Annotated in this window: 12 protein-coding genes, 1 tRNA gene and 1 rRNA gene; 6 read left to right on the top strand and 8 right to left on the bottom strand. The window is 43.4% G+C overall.

Translation table 11 applies throughout. The features are described from left to right. Nucleotides 1–288: 288 nt before the first annotated feature. Together nth and recA are read left to right on the top strand one after the other, a co-directional pair. Nucleotides 289–960: an endonuclease III gene (gene nth / locus J3P40_RS15160; RefSeq protein WP_256007094.1), complete on the top strand. Its 672-nt coding sequence runs from the start codon at nt 289–291 to the stop codon at nt 958–960. Nucleotides 961–1,051: 91 nt separating this feature from the next. Further along, nucleotides 1,052–2,050, top strand: coding sequence for a recombinase RecA (recA, locus tag J3P40_RS15155; protein WP_256007093.1), 999 nt, complete (start codon nt 1,052–1,054; stop codon nt 2,048–2,050). Nucleotides 2,051–2,325: 275 nt separating this feature from the next. Here the strand turns inward: recA and tsaD are convergent, their stop codons facing one another. After that, a complete protein-coding gene (gene tsaD / locus J3P40_RS15150; protein ID WP_256007092.1) occupies nt 2,326–3,327 on the bottom strand; it encodes a tRNA (adenosine(37)-N6)-threonylcarbamoyltransferase complex transferase subunit TsaD in 1,002 nt (333 codons plus the stop codon). Between the two features lie 77 nt (nt 3,328–3,404). Here tsaD and J3P40_RS15145 point away from each other — a divergent pair, with 77 nt between their 5' ends. Beyond that, nucleotides 3,405–7,826, top strand: a complete 4,422-nt coding sequence (locus J3P40_RS15145) for a translocation/assembly module TamB domain-containing protein (RefSeq protein WP_256007091.1) — start codon at nt 3,405–3,407, stop codon at nt 7,824–7,826. 5 nt (nt 7,827–7,831) lie between these two features. Here J3P40_RS15145 and J3P40_RS15140 read toward each other — a convergent pair whose 3' ends face one another. The 3 genes from J3P40_RS15140 to J3P40_RS15130 all read right to left on the bottom strand — a co-directional run bounded on the left by J3P40_RS15140 (nt 7,832) and on the right by J3P40_RS15130 (nt 10,983). Further along, the gene (locus J3P40_RS15140; RefSeq protein ID WP_256007090.1) at nt 7,832–9,043 is read right to left on the bottom strand and encodes a bifunctional 3,4-dihydroxy-2-butanone-4-phosphate synthase/GTP cyclohydrolase II; all 1,212 of its coding nucleotides are present in this window, start codon (nt 9,041–9,043) and stop codon (nt 7,832–7,834) included. A gap of 110 nt (nt 9,044–9,153) precedes the next feature. Continuing rightward, on the bottom strand, nt 9,154–10,575 hold the full coding sequence (locus J3P40_RS15135) for an LptF/LptG family permease (RefSeq protein ID WP_256007089.1): 1,422 nt from the start codon (nt 10,573–10,575) through the stop codon (nt 9,154–9,156). Between the two features lie 27 nt (nt 10,576–10,602). Further along, on the bottom strand, nt 10,603–10,983 hold the full coding sequence (locus tag J3P40_RS15130) for an START-like domain-containing protein (RefSeq protein ID WP_256007088.1): 381 nt from the start codon (nt 10,981–10,983) through the stop codon (nt 10,603–10,605). 105 nt (nt 10,984–11,088) lie between these two features. On the opposite strand from J3P40_RS15130, the gene J3P40_RS15125 reads away from it, so the two are divergent. From J3P40_RS15125 to J3P40_RS15115, 3 genes are all read left to right on the top strand, one after another. Beyond that, nucleotides 11,089–11,165, top strand: a tRNA-Met gene (locus J3P40_RS15125). Nucleotides 11,166–11,377: 212 nt separating this feature from the next. Continuing rightward, nucleotides 11,378–11,929 carry an RNA polymerase sigma factor gene (locus tag J3P40_RS15120; RefSeq protein ID WP_256007087.1) on the top strand — a complete coding sequence of 184 codons (552 nt, stop codon included), beginning with the start codon at nt 11,378–11,380 and terminating at the stop codon, nt 11,927–11,929. A gap of 1 nt (nt 11,930) precedes the next feature. Then, nucleotides 11,931–12,770, top strand: a complete 840-nt coding sequence (locus tag J3P40_RS15115; RefSeq protein ID WP_256007086.1) for an anti-sigma factor — start codon at nt 11,931–11,933, stop codon at nt 12,768–12,770. Between the two features lie 119 nt (nt 12,771–12,889). Here the strand turns inward: J3P40_RS15115 and J3P40_RS15110 are convergent, their stop codons facing one another. From J3P40_RS15110 to rrf, 4 genes are all read right to left on the bottom strand, one after another. Next, a complete protein-coding gene (locus J3P40_RS15110; RefSeq protein ID WP_256007085.1) occupies nt 12,890–13,726 on the bottom strand; it encodes a ferritin-like domain-containing protein in 837 nt (278 codons plus the stop codon). A 10-nt stretch (nt 13,727–13,736) separates the two neighbouring features. Then, nucleotides 13,737–14,450: a ferritin-like domain-containing protein gene (locus tag J3P40_RS15105; protein ID WP_256007084.1), complete on the bottom strand. Its 714-nt coding sequence runs from the start codon at nt 14,448–14,450 to the stop codon at nt 13,737–13,739. A 348-nt stretch (nt 14,451–14,798) separates the two neighbouring features. Further along, nucleotides 14,799–16,553 carry a S8 family peptidase gene (locus J3P40_RS15100; protein WP_256007083.1) on the bottom strand — a complete coding sequence of 585 codons (1,755 nt, stop codon included), beginning with the start codon at nt 16,551–16,553 and terminating at the stop codon, nt 14,799–14,801. A 236-nt stretch (nt 16,554–16,789) separates the two neighbouring features. Continuing rightward, nucleotides 16,790–16,872 (bottom strand): 5S ribosomal RNA (gene rrf / locus J3P40_RS15095); the annotation flags it as partial.

Genomic DNA, 16,872 nt, shown 5'->3' with positions numbered 1-16,872 from the left:
TATAAACTAAAACAATACAACTAAAATGCTTATGATAGAAACCTCTACTTTATTTAATCAATTGAATTGCGAACAATCAAATCAGCATGCTTTGGAAACTCAGGAATTACAATCAAACGATTTGACGTTCTACAATACGATCAGGGGCCAGTTGGACAACCTAAAAAAGAACCGTCCGATGAAACTGTCGCAAAAATTCTTGCTTACTCCCGAGGGATGTAATCTTAACTTTAAAGCTGCCACTTTCCGGCAGCTTTTTTTATTACCACGATTTGGCTAAGTTTGTCCATGCGCAGGATTGACCGGTATAAATTATTTGTATCCCATTTTTCAGCCAGGCAGCCCAATGCTGAAACCGAGCTCCATTACAATAACCCTTTCCAACTGCTTATTGCAGTGATCTTATCAGCACAATGTACAGACAAAAGAGTGAATCAGGTTACGCCCGACTTATTTTTACGGTTTCCTACGCCTGAAAGTCTTGCCGACACAACACCTGATGTAGTTTTCGACTATATAAAAAGCATAAGTTATCCGAACAACAAGGCTAAACACCTTGTTGGAATGGCAAAGATGCTGGTACAGGATTTTGGGGGCCGGGTACCGGAGAGTGTTACAGATCTGCAGAAGATGCCCGGGGTAGGCAGAAAAACAGCAAACGTTATTGCCTCCGTAATATATAATGCGCCTGCAATGGCCGTAGATACGCACGTATTCAGAGTAGCTAACCGGATTGGCCTGACCAACGGTAAGACTCCCCTGGCAGTAGAAAAAGACCTAGTCAAATCACTGCCGGAAGAGACCATCCATGTGGCACACCATTGGCTTATCCTGCACGGGAGATATGTTTGTGTGGCGAGATCACCGAAATGTGATATCTGCGAGATTACATATTTTTGCAAGTATTATCAGAAAGTTAACAAATCCGCTAATATTTTTAGTCACGAAAACGGTGTCTAAAAAAATATTTGCGCAAACTTTATATCTAATTTAATTATTTACCTATATTTGCTAATATAATTAGTATAACATTTAAAAAGTTAACACTGACATGAGCACAAACGCAGATAAATTGAAGGCTTTACAGCTTACCCTTGATAAACTGGAAAAATCTTACGGTAAGGGAACCATAATGAAATTGGGAGACAACGCTGTTGAACCTATAGAATCAATTTCCACAGGATCTATCGGTTTAGATATTGCCCTTGGAATCGGAGGCGTGCCAAAAGGCAGGATCATAGAGATTTACGGTCCTGAATCTTCTGGTAAAACCACACTGGCAACACATATTATCGCTGAAGCCCAAAAAAAAGGTGGTCTGGCTGCAATTATCGATGCTGAGCACGCTTTTGATACCAGTTATGCGAAGAAGCTAGGCGTTAATGTAGAAGACTTATTCATTTCACAACCTGACAATGGCGAGCAGGCGCTGGAGATTGCGGACAACCTGATCAGATCAGGAGCTATTGATGTTCTTGTTATTGACTCCGTAGCTGCGCTTGTACCCAAAGCGGAAATAGAAGGCGAAATGGGTGATTCCAAAATGGGGCTTCATGCGAGATTAATGTCCCAGGCACTTAGAAAGTTAACCGGAACTATATCGAAAACGGGATGCTGTTGTATATTTATTAACCAGTTGCGTGAAAAGATTGGTGTGATGTTCGGTAACCCAGAGACCACCACGGGCGGTAATGCCTTAAAATTTTATGCATCAGTCCGCTTAGATATTCGCAGAACGTCTCAAATTAAAGATGCCGACGAGGTATCAGGAAACCGGATCAAGGTAAAGATTGTCAAAAATAAAGTAGCACCTCCATTCCGCCTGGCTGAATTCGACATTATGTTCGGTGAAGGCATCTCGAAAGTGGGAGAAATCATTGACCTTGGTGTAGAGTTTGCCATTATTAAGAAATCTGGATCCTGGTTCTCTTATGGAGAAACGAAACTAGGTCAAGGCAGAGATGCTGTAAAACAATTATTGCTGGACAATCCTGAATTATCAGAAGAAATTGAAGCAAAAATACGTGCTGAAGTAACAGAAAAACTATAGTTAAATAAAACTTATGGCCGGACAGTCTTCATCCGGCCTAAGTTTTATTTATAACTTGGCACCTGATGACCAGGCGAAGTTCTTGACTGATTCTCTAAAAAGATCGTGTCATACCGTATGATAGCATAAGTCGCCACTATGACCATGATTAGTAGCACAACAAGCCCAATATAATTCTTTCTGCGGTCCTTTTTAATAAGCCATATCAGAAAAATCACCAGTGGCAGGAGCATAAGGCCAAAAAAAACAAAACTCATTATATTCATAGTCGACAGTTAAAATTCCATTCTGGATAAAGGCGCTACACGCTGATCTGTGAATTTACCTTCCATATATTTGAAGTGACCTGCAATGGCTATCATTGCAGCATTATCGGTGCAATATTGAAATGCAGGTATGTATACGTTCCAGCCGAGTTGATCAGCGACGTTCTGGAGCTCACGACGGAGGCCGGAATTCGCAGACACGCCACCTGCAATTGCGATCTCCTTAATGCCAAAGTGCTTCGCCGCAAGCTTCAGCTTATTTAAAAGTATCTGCACGATACTATGCTGCACAGATGCACATATATCATTTAAGTGTTTGGCCACAAAATCCGGATCTTCTTGTTCCTTCGACCTGATAAAGTAAAGGATCGATGTTTTAAAACCGCTGAAGCTATAATCAAAATCTTTAATCTGCGGGACGCCGAACTGATATTTCCTGCCATCTCCCTGCTGCGCATACTTGTCGATAAGCGGTCCGCCCGGGTAAGGCAGATTCAGCAATTTTGCCGTTTTATCAAAAGCCTCACCGGCTGCGTCATCTAACGTCTCCCCTACTATTTGCATATCGAAATAGCTCTTAACCAGCACAATCTGGGTATGGCCGCCCGAAACCGTGAGGCAGAGAAATGGAAAGTCCGGTCTGGGTTCTTCGATAAAATGAGCGAGAATATGCGCATGCATATGATTCACAGAGATCAACGGCAAACCCAATGCAAGGGCGAAAGATTTCGCGAACGAAACACCCACCAAAAGCGATCCCAAAAGTCCGGGTCCCTGGGTAAACGCAACTGCGCTAACCTCGCTCTTTGAAAGTCCTGAATCACCCAGGGCCTGATGTACAACCGGAATGATATTTTGCTGGTGAACACGGGACGCCAGCTCCGGAATTACACCGCCATAATTTTGATGAATTGTTTGGTTTGCAATAACATTGGCCGTAATTTTGCCGTTATTGCAAATAGCAACCGAGGTTTCATCACAAGAAGATTCTATAGCTAGTATTACAGGCACAACTTTTATTAATAAGATACAAAACTATTAAAAAACTATTAAAAATACTTCTTTGGATTGTTGCATCGGTAGGCATATTGGTTGCGGTAATTCTTGTATCGTTCCAGTTTAAGCCTGTTCAAACTTTTTTCGCGAAAAAAGCTGCCGCTTATTTATCTAAAGAGCTCAACACAACCATATCATTAACGAGCTTTTACGTTAAGCCCTTCAAATCGCTCGTTCTGGAAAACTTCATTGTGCTGGATTTACAAAAGGACACGCTTTTGAGTACGCCGACTTTAATGGTGGACATTAGTGAATTTTCACTGAAGCGACGGGTTATTGACATCAATGCGGTTCAAATCAATCGAGGTTCCTTTTTTTTAAAATCATATAAAGACAGGTCGACCAACCTTGATTTCATCATCAACTATTTTGATTCGGGCTCACCTAAAAAGAAGGCTAAACCCGGCAAACCGTTTAGGGTAAATCTGCAAAAGGCCATACTGAACGACATTAGCTTTAAGTATAAAAACCTCCGGGTAGATACGCTGATCAACGGAGTCAATTTCGACGACGTACATTTAAGCAGGCTAAATGGTATATTGGAAAACATCAACACGGCCGATTATATCTTCCAGGCTGAAATAAAGAACCTGTCTTTTGCAGAAAAAAGCGGCTTTAAACTAAAAGAACTAACAGCATTTGCTACTGTAGATACCAATTCCATAAAGTTGGAGCGACTAATGCTCACTACGGAGAAAAGTAAACTGAGCAACTATTTCGAGATGAGTTTCTCGAAATATAAGGATTTCAGTGACTACGTAAACAAGGTGCGGATGCGGGCAAAATTTGTCAACAGCCATATCGCATCCAGTGATGTTGCCTTCTTTGCTCCCCAAGTCGGCAAGATGAATCTCCGGCTTGAAGTGGACGGCCAGATCACCGGCACGGTAACTAATCTCAGGGCTAAAAAGCTGCTGGTAAAAACAGGAAAGGCTACCTATGTGAAAGGCGACTTTTCTTTGAGAGGGCTACCCTATATTAAGGAGACTTTCATGGACCTTAAAATTGACATGGCCGGCACCAACAAGTCTGATCTGGACCAGATTGTTCGAAGCTTTGGCTTTAAAGATAAGAGAGTCATCCCTTCCATTGTATCTAAATTTGGCAATGTTAATTTCAATGGCTCGTTTACGGGTTTTCAAAACGACTTTATTGCCTTCGGAGAATTTAAAACAAAACTCGGACGGGTCGTCTCAGATGTCAACATGAAGATAGACCCAAGAGGCACACCATCGTATACCGGGTATGTCAAAAGCTACGACTTCAATCTGGGCGAACTGGTCGACGAGCCGCAACTTGGCAGGCTCACCGCCTCCTTGTATGTTAAAGGCCGGGGCTTTGAGGTTAAGGACCTTTCGGAAACGATCAGGGGCGACATCGACTATATCGATTTTAACCGATACCGCTATCGGAATGCTAAGATCGACGGAACGTTCGATAAACGATATTTTAATGGCAATCTAAGTGTAAACGACAAGAACGTTAAACTTATGTTTAGCGGAGGGGTAAACCTCAATCCCGTACTGCCGGTTTTCAACTTTGAGGCAACGATCAGTAAGGCTAAACTGAAAGCATTGCATCTCCATAAGGATTCGCTCATGATCGACGCCAAGTTCAAGACGAACTTTTCCGGTAACAATCTGAACAACATTCAGGGTGATCTGCTTATTCAGGAAGTGAGGTTAGACAATGTTAAAGGAATCTATCACATCGACTCCGTGAAGCTGTCGGCAAGCGGTACGGGTCGCGACAGAAACCTGACCATTACCTCTGATGTGTTGGAAGCCAGCGTGAAAGGCCAGTACGATTTAAATGCCATACCGTCTTACTATAAGGCGCTCGCCAAAAGGTATATCCCATCGCTGCAAACCGACATTAAGCCTTATGGCGATCAGATCTTTAATTTCAACCTGAAACTGAAGCGCTTTGAGCCAATTGCACAGCTGTTTATTCCAGGGCTTGAAATCACTGATCATGCCATATTTATCGGCAATTTTGATTCGTCAAAGAACATCGCCACAGTAAATGGATTTGTTACTAAGCTGACCTACAAGGGAATCATTGCGCACAATATCATTGTCGACGAGAATACTTCTGAAAACCAGCTGCAGGCCATCATAACTTCTGACCGTGTAGATTTAAATGACAGTCTTTATATTAAAAACGTCAACATCTCAAATGTCCTGAGAAACGACAGCTTATCGCTTAACGTGAAGCTGGCCAACGCCGACGATGCTAACCAGCTTGATTTAAACGGCCTGGTGGAGTTTGCGAATGACACAACGGCAAAGATCAGCATTCTTCCGTCCGACCTCAAGATTAATAACGAGGACTGGAAGATCCAGGAAAAGGTGCGTATAAGTCTTAATGAAGGTAAGACCGAGATACGTAATTTCGATTTGAGTAACGGTGGGCAGCTGCTGACGGTAGACGGCATCTTATCTGACGACCCGGCAGACTTGCTTGTTGTAGGGTTTAAAGATATTGACCTCCAAAGCTTGAACCCCTTTGTGAAGACCCTCGGGATCACGCTCGCTGGGCGGCTAAACGGGGATACAAAACTTCGCAATCTTCTTAAAGCACCGAGAATTTCCGACAACATCACTGTCGACTCGCTCCGCTTTAATGATACTTATATCGGTCGGCTTACAGACACCTCATCGTACGACCAGCTTAACAAAGCAGCAAGCATTTATACAACCATCCGTGCAGAAGGGCGGGAAAGTTTAAGCGCAGTAGGCAGCATTGATCTCGAAAAAAATGAGATCGATCTGGCCGTTGAACTCGATGATAGTGAGCTGGCTGTAGTTGAGCCTTTCGTGAGCAGGCTTGTTTCAGACCTGGGAGGGCACATTTCGGCCGACCTTAGTGTTAAAGGCAGCCTTACTAAGCCCGACATCAACGGCGAAATCTCGTTTGATGAAGGCAAGATGACCGTGAATTATTTAAAGACAACATATATTCTATCAGACGAAGTAGCGGTAAACAGCAGTGTTATTGATCTCAACAGCCTCAAACTTCTTGATGTGGAAGGTCACGAGGCGGTTGCGACCGGAACGGTAGATCTCAATAACATAAACAATCCGACGCTCGATGTGACCATAAATGCCGAAAACATCATGGCGCTCAACACTACTGAAAAAGATAACGCCATCTACTTTGGCAGAGCCTACGGATCAGGGACTTTCAAGTTTAAAGGCCCTACCAACAACATGTTTATTGATATAGATGCGAAGACTGAAAAAGGTACTGTTTTTAACCTGCCGCTAAACAATTCAGAGACCGTGGCAAGCAAAGACTTCATTACCTTCGTAAGTAAAGACACGTTGAGGACCGTTAAAAAGCCCACAACTTTCGATGGCCTCACGATGAACCTGAAACTGGTTGTAGACGCCAACAGTACGGCAAATATTTATACTACGCTGGGTAACCTGAGTGGTCGCGGCTACTCGAAAAACCTTGAACTCAACATCAATAGTCTGGGCGACTTTGAGATGTCGGGCGACTATATTATCGAATCGGGCAGTTTTGATTTTACAGCCCAGGAAATCATCAACAAGAAATTTACGATACGCCAGGGCGGAACCATTCGCTGGACAGGAAATCCGAATAATGCGCAGATCAACCTAAAGGCAATATACGCACTAAGGGCGAGCCTGAACGACTTGTATACTGCGGCCAACCGTGATGCCGGAAGTGCCGTAAATGAACGCGTTCTTACGGAGGTTGAAATGGGGCTATCGGGACTTCTTCTCAAACCGGACATCAGACTAGACATATTCTTTCCTTCTAACCCTGCGATCAAAGAAGAGCTTCAGTCATACTTCAACGACGATAACAACCGCAACCTCCAGGCGCTAAGTCTGATCATACGGAGGAGCTTTGCTCCAGGCACAGGCGCGGAGGGTCTCGGAAAACAGCTTACATCCGGCGTGGCCAGTACAGCAACAGAACTCCTTTTTAACCAGTTCAATAACGTGCTTTCCTCACTGAATCTTGATTTTGTGGACATCAATATCAGGTCGTTGAGTGAAGCTAACGCATCTTTCCGTTTCTTCAACAACCGTGTAGTTCTAAATGCCGGAATTGTCGACAGAAGAAGCACGAACGATCTATCACCGATAGGCTTTACGCGCGACAATGTCGGCGGAGAAGTGGAGGTTTTAACACTAATTAAGAAAGACGGATCCCTGATCGGAAAACTTGCCAACAAGCCTCCTACTCAGCAAGGTCTTTTCCTGAACACACCTTTGGGAGGCAGTCAAAACAATAATGTTACTTCGCTCGGATTAATATACACGCAGCAGTTCGACAGTTTTAGAGAGTTTGTTAAGCGCCTTACAGGCACCTATAAGCCTATAAAGCCAACTGATACGCTGAAATCCAATCGCTCAGATACCACCAGCTACCAGCGTTCTCCCGTTATGCTAAAGGGGAAAAAAGAAAAAAGATAAAGAACTTAACCCTTCATAATCTGATGCCCCATCTTGTCGCGCTTAGTCTTAAGGTAAAGCTCATTATGAACATTGCTTTTGATCTCGATAGGAATATTCTCAACGATCTCTAATCCATACCCGATCAGCCCTGCCCGTTTCATCGGATTGTTAGACATCAGCTTCATCTTCATCACGCCCTGCGCACGAAGAATCTGTGCACCTACGCCGTAATCGCGTTCATCGCTTTTGAAGCCTAGTTTTATATTCGCCTCAACGGTGTCAAAACCAGCATCCTGCAGGTTGTAAGATCTTAATTTATTGATAAGACCAATGCCCCGGCCTTCCTGGTTCATATAAACGATCACTCCCTTACCCTCCTTTTCGATCATTTCCATTGCTCTATGGAGCTGAGGTCCACAATCGCATCTGCAGGAACCGAAAATATCCCCGGTTACGCAAGAGGAATGTACGCGGGCCAATACAGGTTCGTCTTCCTGCCACTCACCCTTACTGATTGCGAGATGGGTAGCGTTATTATCCAGTTGGGTGTAAGCGGTCATCTTAAAATCTCCCCATTGTGTAGGAAGATTAACGGTAACCTCCTGATGAATCAGGCTTTCCTTAGTTAGTCGATACGCGATCAGATCTTTGATCGATATGATCTTTAACTGATGCTGAGCCGCAATTTTGACCAGATCCGGTAACCTCGCCATCTCCCCGTCGTCTTTCATAATCTCAACAAGCACACCGGCTGGTTCCATACCCGCCAACCTGGCAAGGTCTACCGCCGCCTCGGTGTGTCCCGATCTTCTCAGCACACCTCCGTCTTTTGCCCTCAAGGGGAAAATATGTCCGGGCTTTCCAAGCTCAGCAGGATTTGTTTTCGGATTTATAAGCGCTAAAATAGTCTTGGAGCGGTCGGAAGCGGAAATACCTGTTGTGCACCCGTGTCCCAGCAAATCGACAGACACGGTAAAGTTCGTCTCATGGGCAGCGGTATTCTTGCCAACCATCAGTTCCAGACCAAGCTCATCGCAACGCTCCTCCGTAAGGGAAGCACAAATTAAACCCCTGCCATACGTAGCCATAAAATTGATTACCTCGGGTGTGGCGTTGGCTGCAGCAGTTAAAAAATCGCCTTCATTTTCGCGGTCCTCATCATCTACAACAATAACCACCTTACCCGCTTTTATCTCCGCAATAGCTTCTTCTATAGCGTTTAATTTTATTTCCATAGCAATAAATAATCCCGCAGAAACAATGAGGTCTTGCAGGCACCCTGCAAAGTTACGAAGTTAGGCATCAAAAAACCGGAATAAACTATCATGAATACGTAAGGAATACATCAGGACTCCTTTTTCCGCAAAATCTTAGCCGTCAGTTGCTTAAAGTAATCCAAGTCAAACAACACCGAATCCACCGTAGCTTTATAGGTTAGAAATGCCCCTAAGGGCGACAAGACAAATATAGCTAGCCACATCCCGAAGAATGGCCGGAGCGAGCCCGTCGTGGCCGACTTCTCAGAAACCGTAGCAATGATATGATAGATCAAGAAGAATATAATTGCCATAACCACAGGGAGGCCAAGCCCGCCCTTTCTGATAATTGCACCAAGCGGAGCTCCGATAAAGAACAGCAGCAGACAGGAAGCTGCAAGCGTGAATTTTCGCTGGTATTCCAGTTCGACCTTCGTAATGTTTTTGATCTTATCCTCATACTCGGAGATTCTGCTCGAAGTAACCTGCTTAACCGAGGTCGCCATATCCATCGCAGCCTGTACAGAAGCAAGCCGATCAGCTTCCGGTATGGTAGCCAGCAAAGTGCTCTTAATAGGCTTTGGAGCTGTCTTAACTTTCGAGTAGCCTTTGGTGTAATTGTTCTGCTTATAGTAAGAACTTACATTCAGCGCGGCAAACTTATTCAGACTATCCAGATCCCTGTTCAAAGAATCGCCTTTCTTTGTCAGCCCCTTCAGGTTCAGCATCGCCGTGTTGTTGCGGAAAAACTGCTCATCCGTGCGGTTCATATTGAAGCTCGAAATATCAAATTTCTGATCCGTTTCCTTGAAACGCATACGCGTCAGTTCCTGCCTCGGGTTTCCATAGCTATTTCGCCCTCCCGATTCCTCATAACGCACACCATCTTTCAGCTTCAGGAAAAGATACTGATCGTTACTTGACATCGTACCTTCACGTGCAAGAATAATTTTAGGAACACCGCTGGTGGAGGTATGATCATAAATCATCACATCGTAAAGGGATACCCCATCATCTCCCTTCTTGTCTACCCGGATAGAATACCCTGGTATACTGTTATTAAATACACCGGGTTTAATCAGAAAGGAAAGCTTCTTATTTGTGATGTCCCATAAAAGCGACCCATACTTTAAATTTGCTTTGGGCAACATATAATCTGAGAACAAAAATGAACCAATTGCTAAAAAGATGATCAGCACAAAAAGCGGCGTCATGGCCTTTTGCAACGATACACCGGCCGACTTAATCGCAACCAGCTCGTAATTCTCACCCAGGGTACCAAAGGTCATGATTGACGAAAGCAGGATAGACAGCGGCAAGGCCATGGAAACATTGGCCGCCGATGCATAATACATCAGTTCCAATATCACATACCACTCAAACCCCTTCCCTATTAAATCATCTACATACTTAAAAAGGAAGAGCATCAATAAGATAAACATCACAATAAAAAATGTGACGAAAAAAGGTCTTATGAATGCTTTTAATAAAAGTAAATGAATCTTTTTCAACGTACAAATATACGGAAAAACTTGCTATTACGCCCCTATTACGCTGTGGAGGTAATCAATCTGATTGTCCCAGATTAACGTCCTTTCAGACAACGTTTCATCTGTCGCAAAGTCGGTTATGGCAAGCGCCACATCATTGGTCAGTTCGTCCTGCAAGATCTCCATCTCGAAATAACAATGGGGGTCATCATCAATCCATTTAAACTTAATGGATTTGTTTTCCTTAATGCTCAAGAGCTTGGCACGTTGCTCTTCATCATCCCATTTGAAGGTATAAACCTGATCCCGGAAAACAACGTCATCAGCAAACCATTGAGACAAACCGTTGGGCTCGCTAATAAAACTGAACAAAATACGTGGGGATGACCTGATCTCATACTCCAGCGTAAATTTTTTCTTTTCCGACATTATAGACTTGTTAAATCCTGACTGATTAGACTAATTTTTTTTAATTTGTTTCTAAAGAAAAGTAAATTATTCTATATTTGCAACTCTTAAAAAATTAAGAATTACGGCGGGGTAGCTCAGATGGTTAGAGCGCAGGATTCATAACCCTGAGGTCGGCAGTTCGATCCTGCTCCCCGCTACCAAATCCACGAATAGGCATATTTAAGACAAATCTGATATGCCTATTTTTCTAAAAACCTATCATTTTTTTTATAGAACACGGTATTGGATTTTGCTTGTTATTGTAATAGGCAAAAACCCACACTAAGGGCAACGCAGTAAAGTTTCGAACTCAGAAATTATATACAGGTAAGACTTTTTTATCTCATTCATTTTTCTGTATATTGGCAAACCATTGACAACTATCAAAAAAATATCGCTTTCTGAAGAAGAACTGATCAGTAAACTGAAATGCCGCGACACCTTAGCGCTTCAAGCCCTATACGACATGTATTCAGCCGCGCTTTTTGGTGTAATCTCAAGAATAGTTCAACCTTCAGAAGTTGCGGAAGATTTGTTACAGGAAACTTTCATCAAGATCTGGAATGCTGCAGAATCGTACGACAGTAGTAAGGGAAGGCTTTTTACCTGGATGGTGAATATTGCGCGTAACTTGTCTATCGATAAATTACGTTCCAAAGACTACAAAAATTCGGGCAAAAACCAGGACATAGAAAATAATGTAGATTTCATCGATACCCTGAAAACGGTTACCTTTAATGCAGATGTTCTAGGGTTGAAAGATATAGTCACCTCGCTTAAGCCCGAATATATCCAGCCATTGAATCTAGTCTATTTTAAAGGATACACGCATATAGAAGCAGCAGAAGAATTAAATTTACCACTGGGTACCGTGAAAACACGGATCAGAATGGCGATTATAGAACTCAGAAAGCATTTCAATTAAAGTGGCAGAGGTAAAAGAATATATAGAGTCCGGGGTACTTGAACTTTACGTTCTGGGGCAATTGAATGTCCATGAACAAGCTGAAGTTGAAGTAATGATGGATACGTACCCTGAAATAAGGCAGGAGATCGATGCCATTGAGGCCGCTATGGAGCAATATACCTTAAATAATGCTTTACTACCTTTGGGAAACGTTAAGGATCGCATTCTGAAACAAATAGGTGCAATGAGCACCTCAATGGCAGAAAAAGCCACACCGTTAATTCCACTAAACAATACCAATTATGAATCCAAAATCAGAACACTTCGGTTTGCGTTGGTTGCCTGCCTTGCATTGCTCTTTATTAGCACTGCGGCACTTTTTTCGACCCGCAACAGACTGAATAACGCTGAAGCGCAAATTGAAACTCTAAGCATAGAAAAGGAGAAATTTGCCAGTACAGTAAACTATATGAAGCAAACCAATGCCGATCTGTTAAAAATTTCAGATATGTCTAAAGATCCTGACTGGAAAACTGTAAAACTTGCTGGTACTAAAATGGATCCTAAGGCTAGTATGGTTATTTACTGGCACATAACCGGTAACCATGTAATGATGGACAACAGTAAAATGGAATTACCTGCCAACGATAGCGAACATCAGTACCAGCTATGGGCATTGGTTAATGGAAAACCCGTTAGTTTGGGTGTCTTCGATGTTCAGCTCAATACTGCCAAGATCCTGGTGAACATGAAGCAGATTACTTCCGCACAAACCTTTGCGGTTACCTTAGAAAAACGTGGTGGAAGCCCAAGCCCGACGATGGATCAAATGATAGTTGCCGGAAACGTTTCTATATAGCCAGTTATCCTAAAGTGCTGTTAAAGACGTGAGCAGGTTATGTTTCATGGCTTCTATCACGAAAACAAAAAAGGGAGAGAACTTTCGTCCTCTCCCCGCTCTATCTAAACTTAATATAATTACTTAATAAACAATGACGCTATTGCTTCAACCTGCGGCCTTGTCAAAGGTTCATCAAATGACTCAGTAGCGGCACTTAAAGGAACAGTCTGACCATTAATATTGGTGATGGTAATACCAGCCTGTACCACATTATCTTCACCAGCAAATACCGCATCTACAGCGGCCACACCACTATCGTTTGCACCGGTAATCCAGGGTTTTATATTAACGCCCCCTCCAGCCGGCGCTTTTCGCATCTGGCGGATATGTGAAGCGTGACGTGCTTCCACCGAGTGAATATTTAACGCCACCTCAAGATATGGACTTCCCATTAAAGCGGAAGCTTGGCCTTTATAAGCTCTTACCCCTGTATCTTCAAATGCCTGGGCAACTGCTAAGAATGTAGAATAGTTTGAATAAACGGTATTAAATGTTCCCTTTGCTGTGAAATCAAACTGATCATATGTAAAAGAGACAGGTGTTCCCCCAGCTGCGGTAATGGCGCCTGCTAGCAAATCTACATGCGCTTTTTCGTGATCCCTTATTGTAGTAATAGCACCGGTCGCCGGGCCCGAGGGAATTAATCCCGGAGCTGCAAGAAGCGAATGGTTATAGAAATGGTACTCCAGATATTCAAGGGTTAAGGCAAAATTAAGTACGCTTAATACAACTGGAGCAGCAGATTGGCCATAAGCTTTTTTAAACATAGAGCCCAGCGCAAGAGGGATGGAGGCCAAAGCTACTTTTGATCCGAAGTTGTAAAATTCCTTCATTGCCTTCCTTCTCGGACTTAAACGCTCATAGATTTCTCCATCTACTTTTTCAATTTCTTCTAATATGTTTACGATATTCATAGCTATAGATTTATGATAAGTTAATCACGTTGATTTCAGTTTTAATAAAGGCACTGGCGATTGACAACACCTCAGCTGGATTTCTCGAGGTATCCAAACCTTTATCCTTCACCACAGTGCTGTCAGCAAAGCTGCCATTAGCGATGAGGTCCCTTATCAAGGCGGCATGTCGCGCCTCAACTGAAACGATCTTACCGGCCAACAATAGATTATCCGCTGATTTAATCATTTTACCGGCCCCGTTATAAGCAGAAACGCCCAAATCTTCAAATGCCTTTGCAGTTGCTAAGACACTGTCTCTAGATCCAAAATCAATGGCTGAAAAGTTAACCTCTAACCCGGGAATCGCCGATTTTTTAAGCGCATTTTTGAAGAATTCCCTGTGCGCCACTTCATGATCCCTGATATCGGTAAGCAATGCAAGTTCGTTGGCAGAGATATTCGCATACGGCGATGTTACTACCTGAACGTAAAATGCTGCCTCAAGCTGCTCCAGTGCATAAGCATAATTTAGTATGCCTACATCATCCCTAAAGTCTAGTAACACACCGCCGTTGATGGGGTTGTCATTTCGATCCTTTTTACATCCTGCAGCCAGTAATGCCAAACCCGCGGCACTAACTCCGGCTAATTGCAGAAATGACCGACGCTGTAAGGGCGCAGTAAATACGTTCGGTTCTTCCGGCATAATTTGCTGCCCGTCTCGTTCGTTTAAATTGTTCATAATCTTTAAGTTTTATTGATTAATGCCTTGGAACATCGGATAAGAAAAAGCTTTACGTTCGACTGCCCAGGCTATTTATACTTACGAAGTAAAAATCACTTGGGTTTGCAACAGGTTCTTATAATTGCAAAATCAGTTCTCGGAGACTGCGTATTAGGTTGTTTCCATACTCATCCCACGGCCAGTTCTTTGAATTCTGATAGCCAGCCCAAAAGTTGCTTTAGAGTCGTAAAGGCTTTTCCAGCGCTTGAGGAAACCCGGAGGTATAATGTTAAGTTGTATGAAAAGCAGACACAGCTCATCCCGGAAGGGGTGAATTGTAGGGCTTTGTAATATGAAAGAATTTATCTAATAGCTTTCAGCCAGCTTAAGCGCATCGTAAGCGTTTACAATTCCACCACTTACACAGAGTTCAGACAAAGGCACACGTATACTTTCACCGCGACTATTTACATGCTTTACTTTGCGGTCAACCTTTCTTACTGACTTCATAATAATCTCCCTGATTTGTGGCGCTTTAAGATCGGGATAGCGCGACCATATAAGCGCAGCCAGACCAGAGACAACCGGCGCCGCCATACTGGTCCCATCAAATTCCTCATACTTATTATCCGGCACTGTCGACTTAATCATAAAGCCAGGTGCAAATACATCCACCGTATACTTGCCATAATTAGAGAAAGAAGCCTTCAGATCAGCATTATCATGATAGGCGCTGGCCCCTACTTCAATCCAGTTCGACGCGTGCGGAAAACTAAATTTTACCGTATCAATAGGCCTAGGTTTTAACGGGCTCATGCCCACCCTACTTTGCTGAGGAGCGCCCCTCTCAGGCATACTATTGATATCAAACTTGACAGGCAGTGCAGCTATAGAGTCGGCCCGTTTCTTATAAGCCCTTGCCTCGGGAGTGTCGTAAAACTTGTTAGGATAATTCTCCACGATATCGTTGTCAGAATTGTCGTTGCCCGCCGCATGAACAAGCAATACCCCTTTCTGCTCCGCATATTTAACCGCCTGGTCAACCACCGCCTTATCCCACTTAAAACCTTTTCCGAAACTCATGTTGATAATCCTGGCCCCATTATCAACCGCATACCTAATGCCATTGGCTACGTCCTTGTCGCGCTCATCGCCCTCAGGAACCACTCGGATGGCCATAATGCTGACGTGGTCGGCAACCCCCTTAATACCGATAGCGTTTGTACGATCGGCCGCAATAATACCCGACACATGCGAACCGTGGTCTGCATTAGGACCCTGAACATCATTGTTACCATATAGACGTTCCGAGGAGTCCTCATAGTTGTCGCCCACAAGCTTCTCGCGTTCGTCATACTTAGGATTAAGATTATATCTGATCATCACGTCGACCTGTTTATAACCATCCATGATCTCCTTGTAGAATTTCTCAAAAGATCCTTCCTGACGCGTACCCGACCGGATAATCTTCTTAATTTGTTCCTCCTGTTCATCATCTGCAACATACCGCTCAATCTGCTCTAAGGTTGGTACCGCAACCTTGTTGACAACGGCTACCGAATCCAGCACCTTTTTGATGGCACTTAATACACGAAAGTTCTCATCAGCATTGTTATAACGCTTTCCAAACTCCCTCACTGCACGGTTGTACTCCGCATACTCCTGCTTCTCAGTGCTGTCCAATACGGTGGAACGGATTGTAGACTTATACTTATCATGGTATTTTCGATAAATACGGATCAGTTCAAGATTATCATAAGCAAGATTGCCATTCTTAGAGCCAATAAAATTCCAGCCATTAATGTCATCTATGTAGCCATTCTTGTCATCATCGATACCATTCCCGGGAATTTCCTTCGTGTTCAACCACATCACCCCCTTCAGATCCTCATGGTTAACCTGCACACCACCGTCAATAACCGCTACAACAATACGCTCTTTAGCTCCCTTGCCATTAAGCAACTGAGCATAAGCCTTCTCTGTACTTATACCGAAAAAACCATCAGCAGCCAGATCGAGATTATACCAGTTCGGAGGCAGGACAATTTTTTTATCCTGAGCATGTACGGTTAGATTAAACAACGACAGGCAGAATACAACCCCAACTAATTTCAATTTCATGTGCGTGCAATTTATGTACTATAACGTATTTACTAAAATACGGTTTTTAGAAGTGCCTGAATTCAATTTAGCACATTTTAACATTTGGCCTGTTATGCCTAGCTGTAGCGGATATCTGATACTGTACCAAGAAGCAGGGAGTTAAAGATAGCAATGGGGTTATCGGGCGCTTGTTATACAGGCTATTATAAACAACAAAACCCTGCAGCTTTGTTAGCTACAGGGTTTGTTTTAAGATCTGGCACCGACCTACTCTCCCACGTGTTACCGCAGTACCATTGGCTCTGGTGGGCTTAACTTCTCTGTTCGGAATGGGAAG

Source organism: Pedobacter deserti (genome assembly GCF_024436415.1).
Taxonomy (GTDB): Bacteria; Bacteroidota; Bacteroidia; order Sphingobacteriales; family Sphingobacteriaceae; genus Pedobacter; species Pedobacter faecalis.
The sequence above is the reverse complement of the archived record's forward strand: the minus strand, read 5'-3'. Positions and strand labels throughout refer to the sequence as shown.

Coding starts and splice junctions, on each gene's coding strand:
- nth (WP_256007094.1), top strand. CDS start 289: ATGCGCAGGATTGACCGGTATAAATTATTTGTATCCCATTTTTCAGCC.
- J3P40_RS15100 (WP_256007083.1), bottom strand. CDS start 16,553: ATGAAATTGAAATTAGTTGGGGTTGTATTCTGCCTGTCGTTGTTTAAT.
- J3P40_RS15110 (WP_256007085.1), bottom strand. CDS start 13,726: ATGAATATCGTAAACATATTAGAAGAAATTGAAAAAGTAGATGGAGAA.
- J3P40_RS15130 (WP_256007088.1), bottom strand. CDS start 10,983: ATGTCGGAAAAGAAAAAATTTACGCTGGAGTATGAGATCAGGTCATCC.
- J3P40_RS15105 (WP_256007084.1), bottom strand. CDS start 14,450: ATGAACAATTTAAACGAACGAGACGGGCAGCAAATTATGCCGGAAGAA.
- recA (WP_256007093.1), top strand. CDS start 1,052: ATGAGCACAAACGCAGATAAATTGAAGGCTTTACAGCTTACCCTTGAT.
- J3P40_RS15140 (WP_256007090.1), bottom strand. CDS start 9,043: ATGGAAATAAAATTAAACGCTATAGAAGAAGCTATTGCGGAGATAAAA.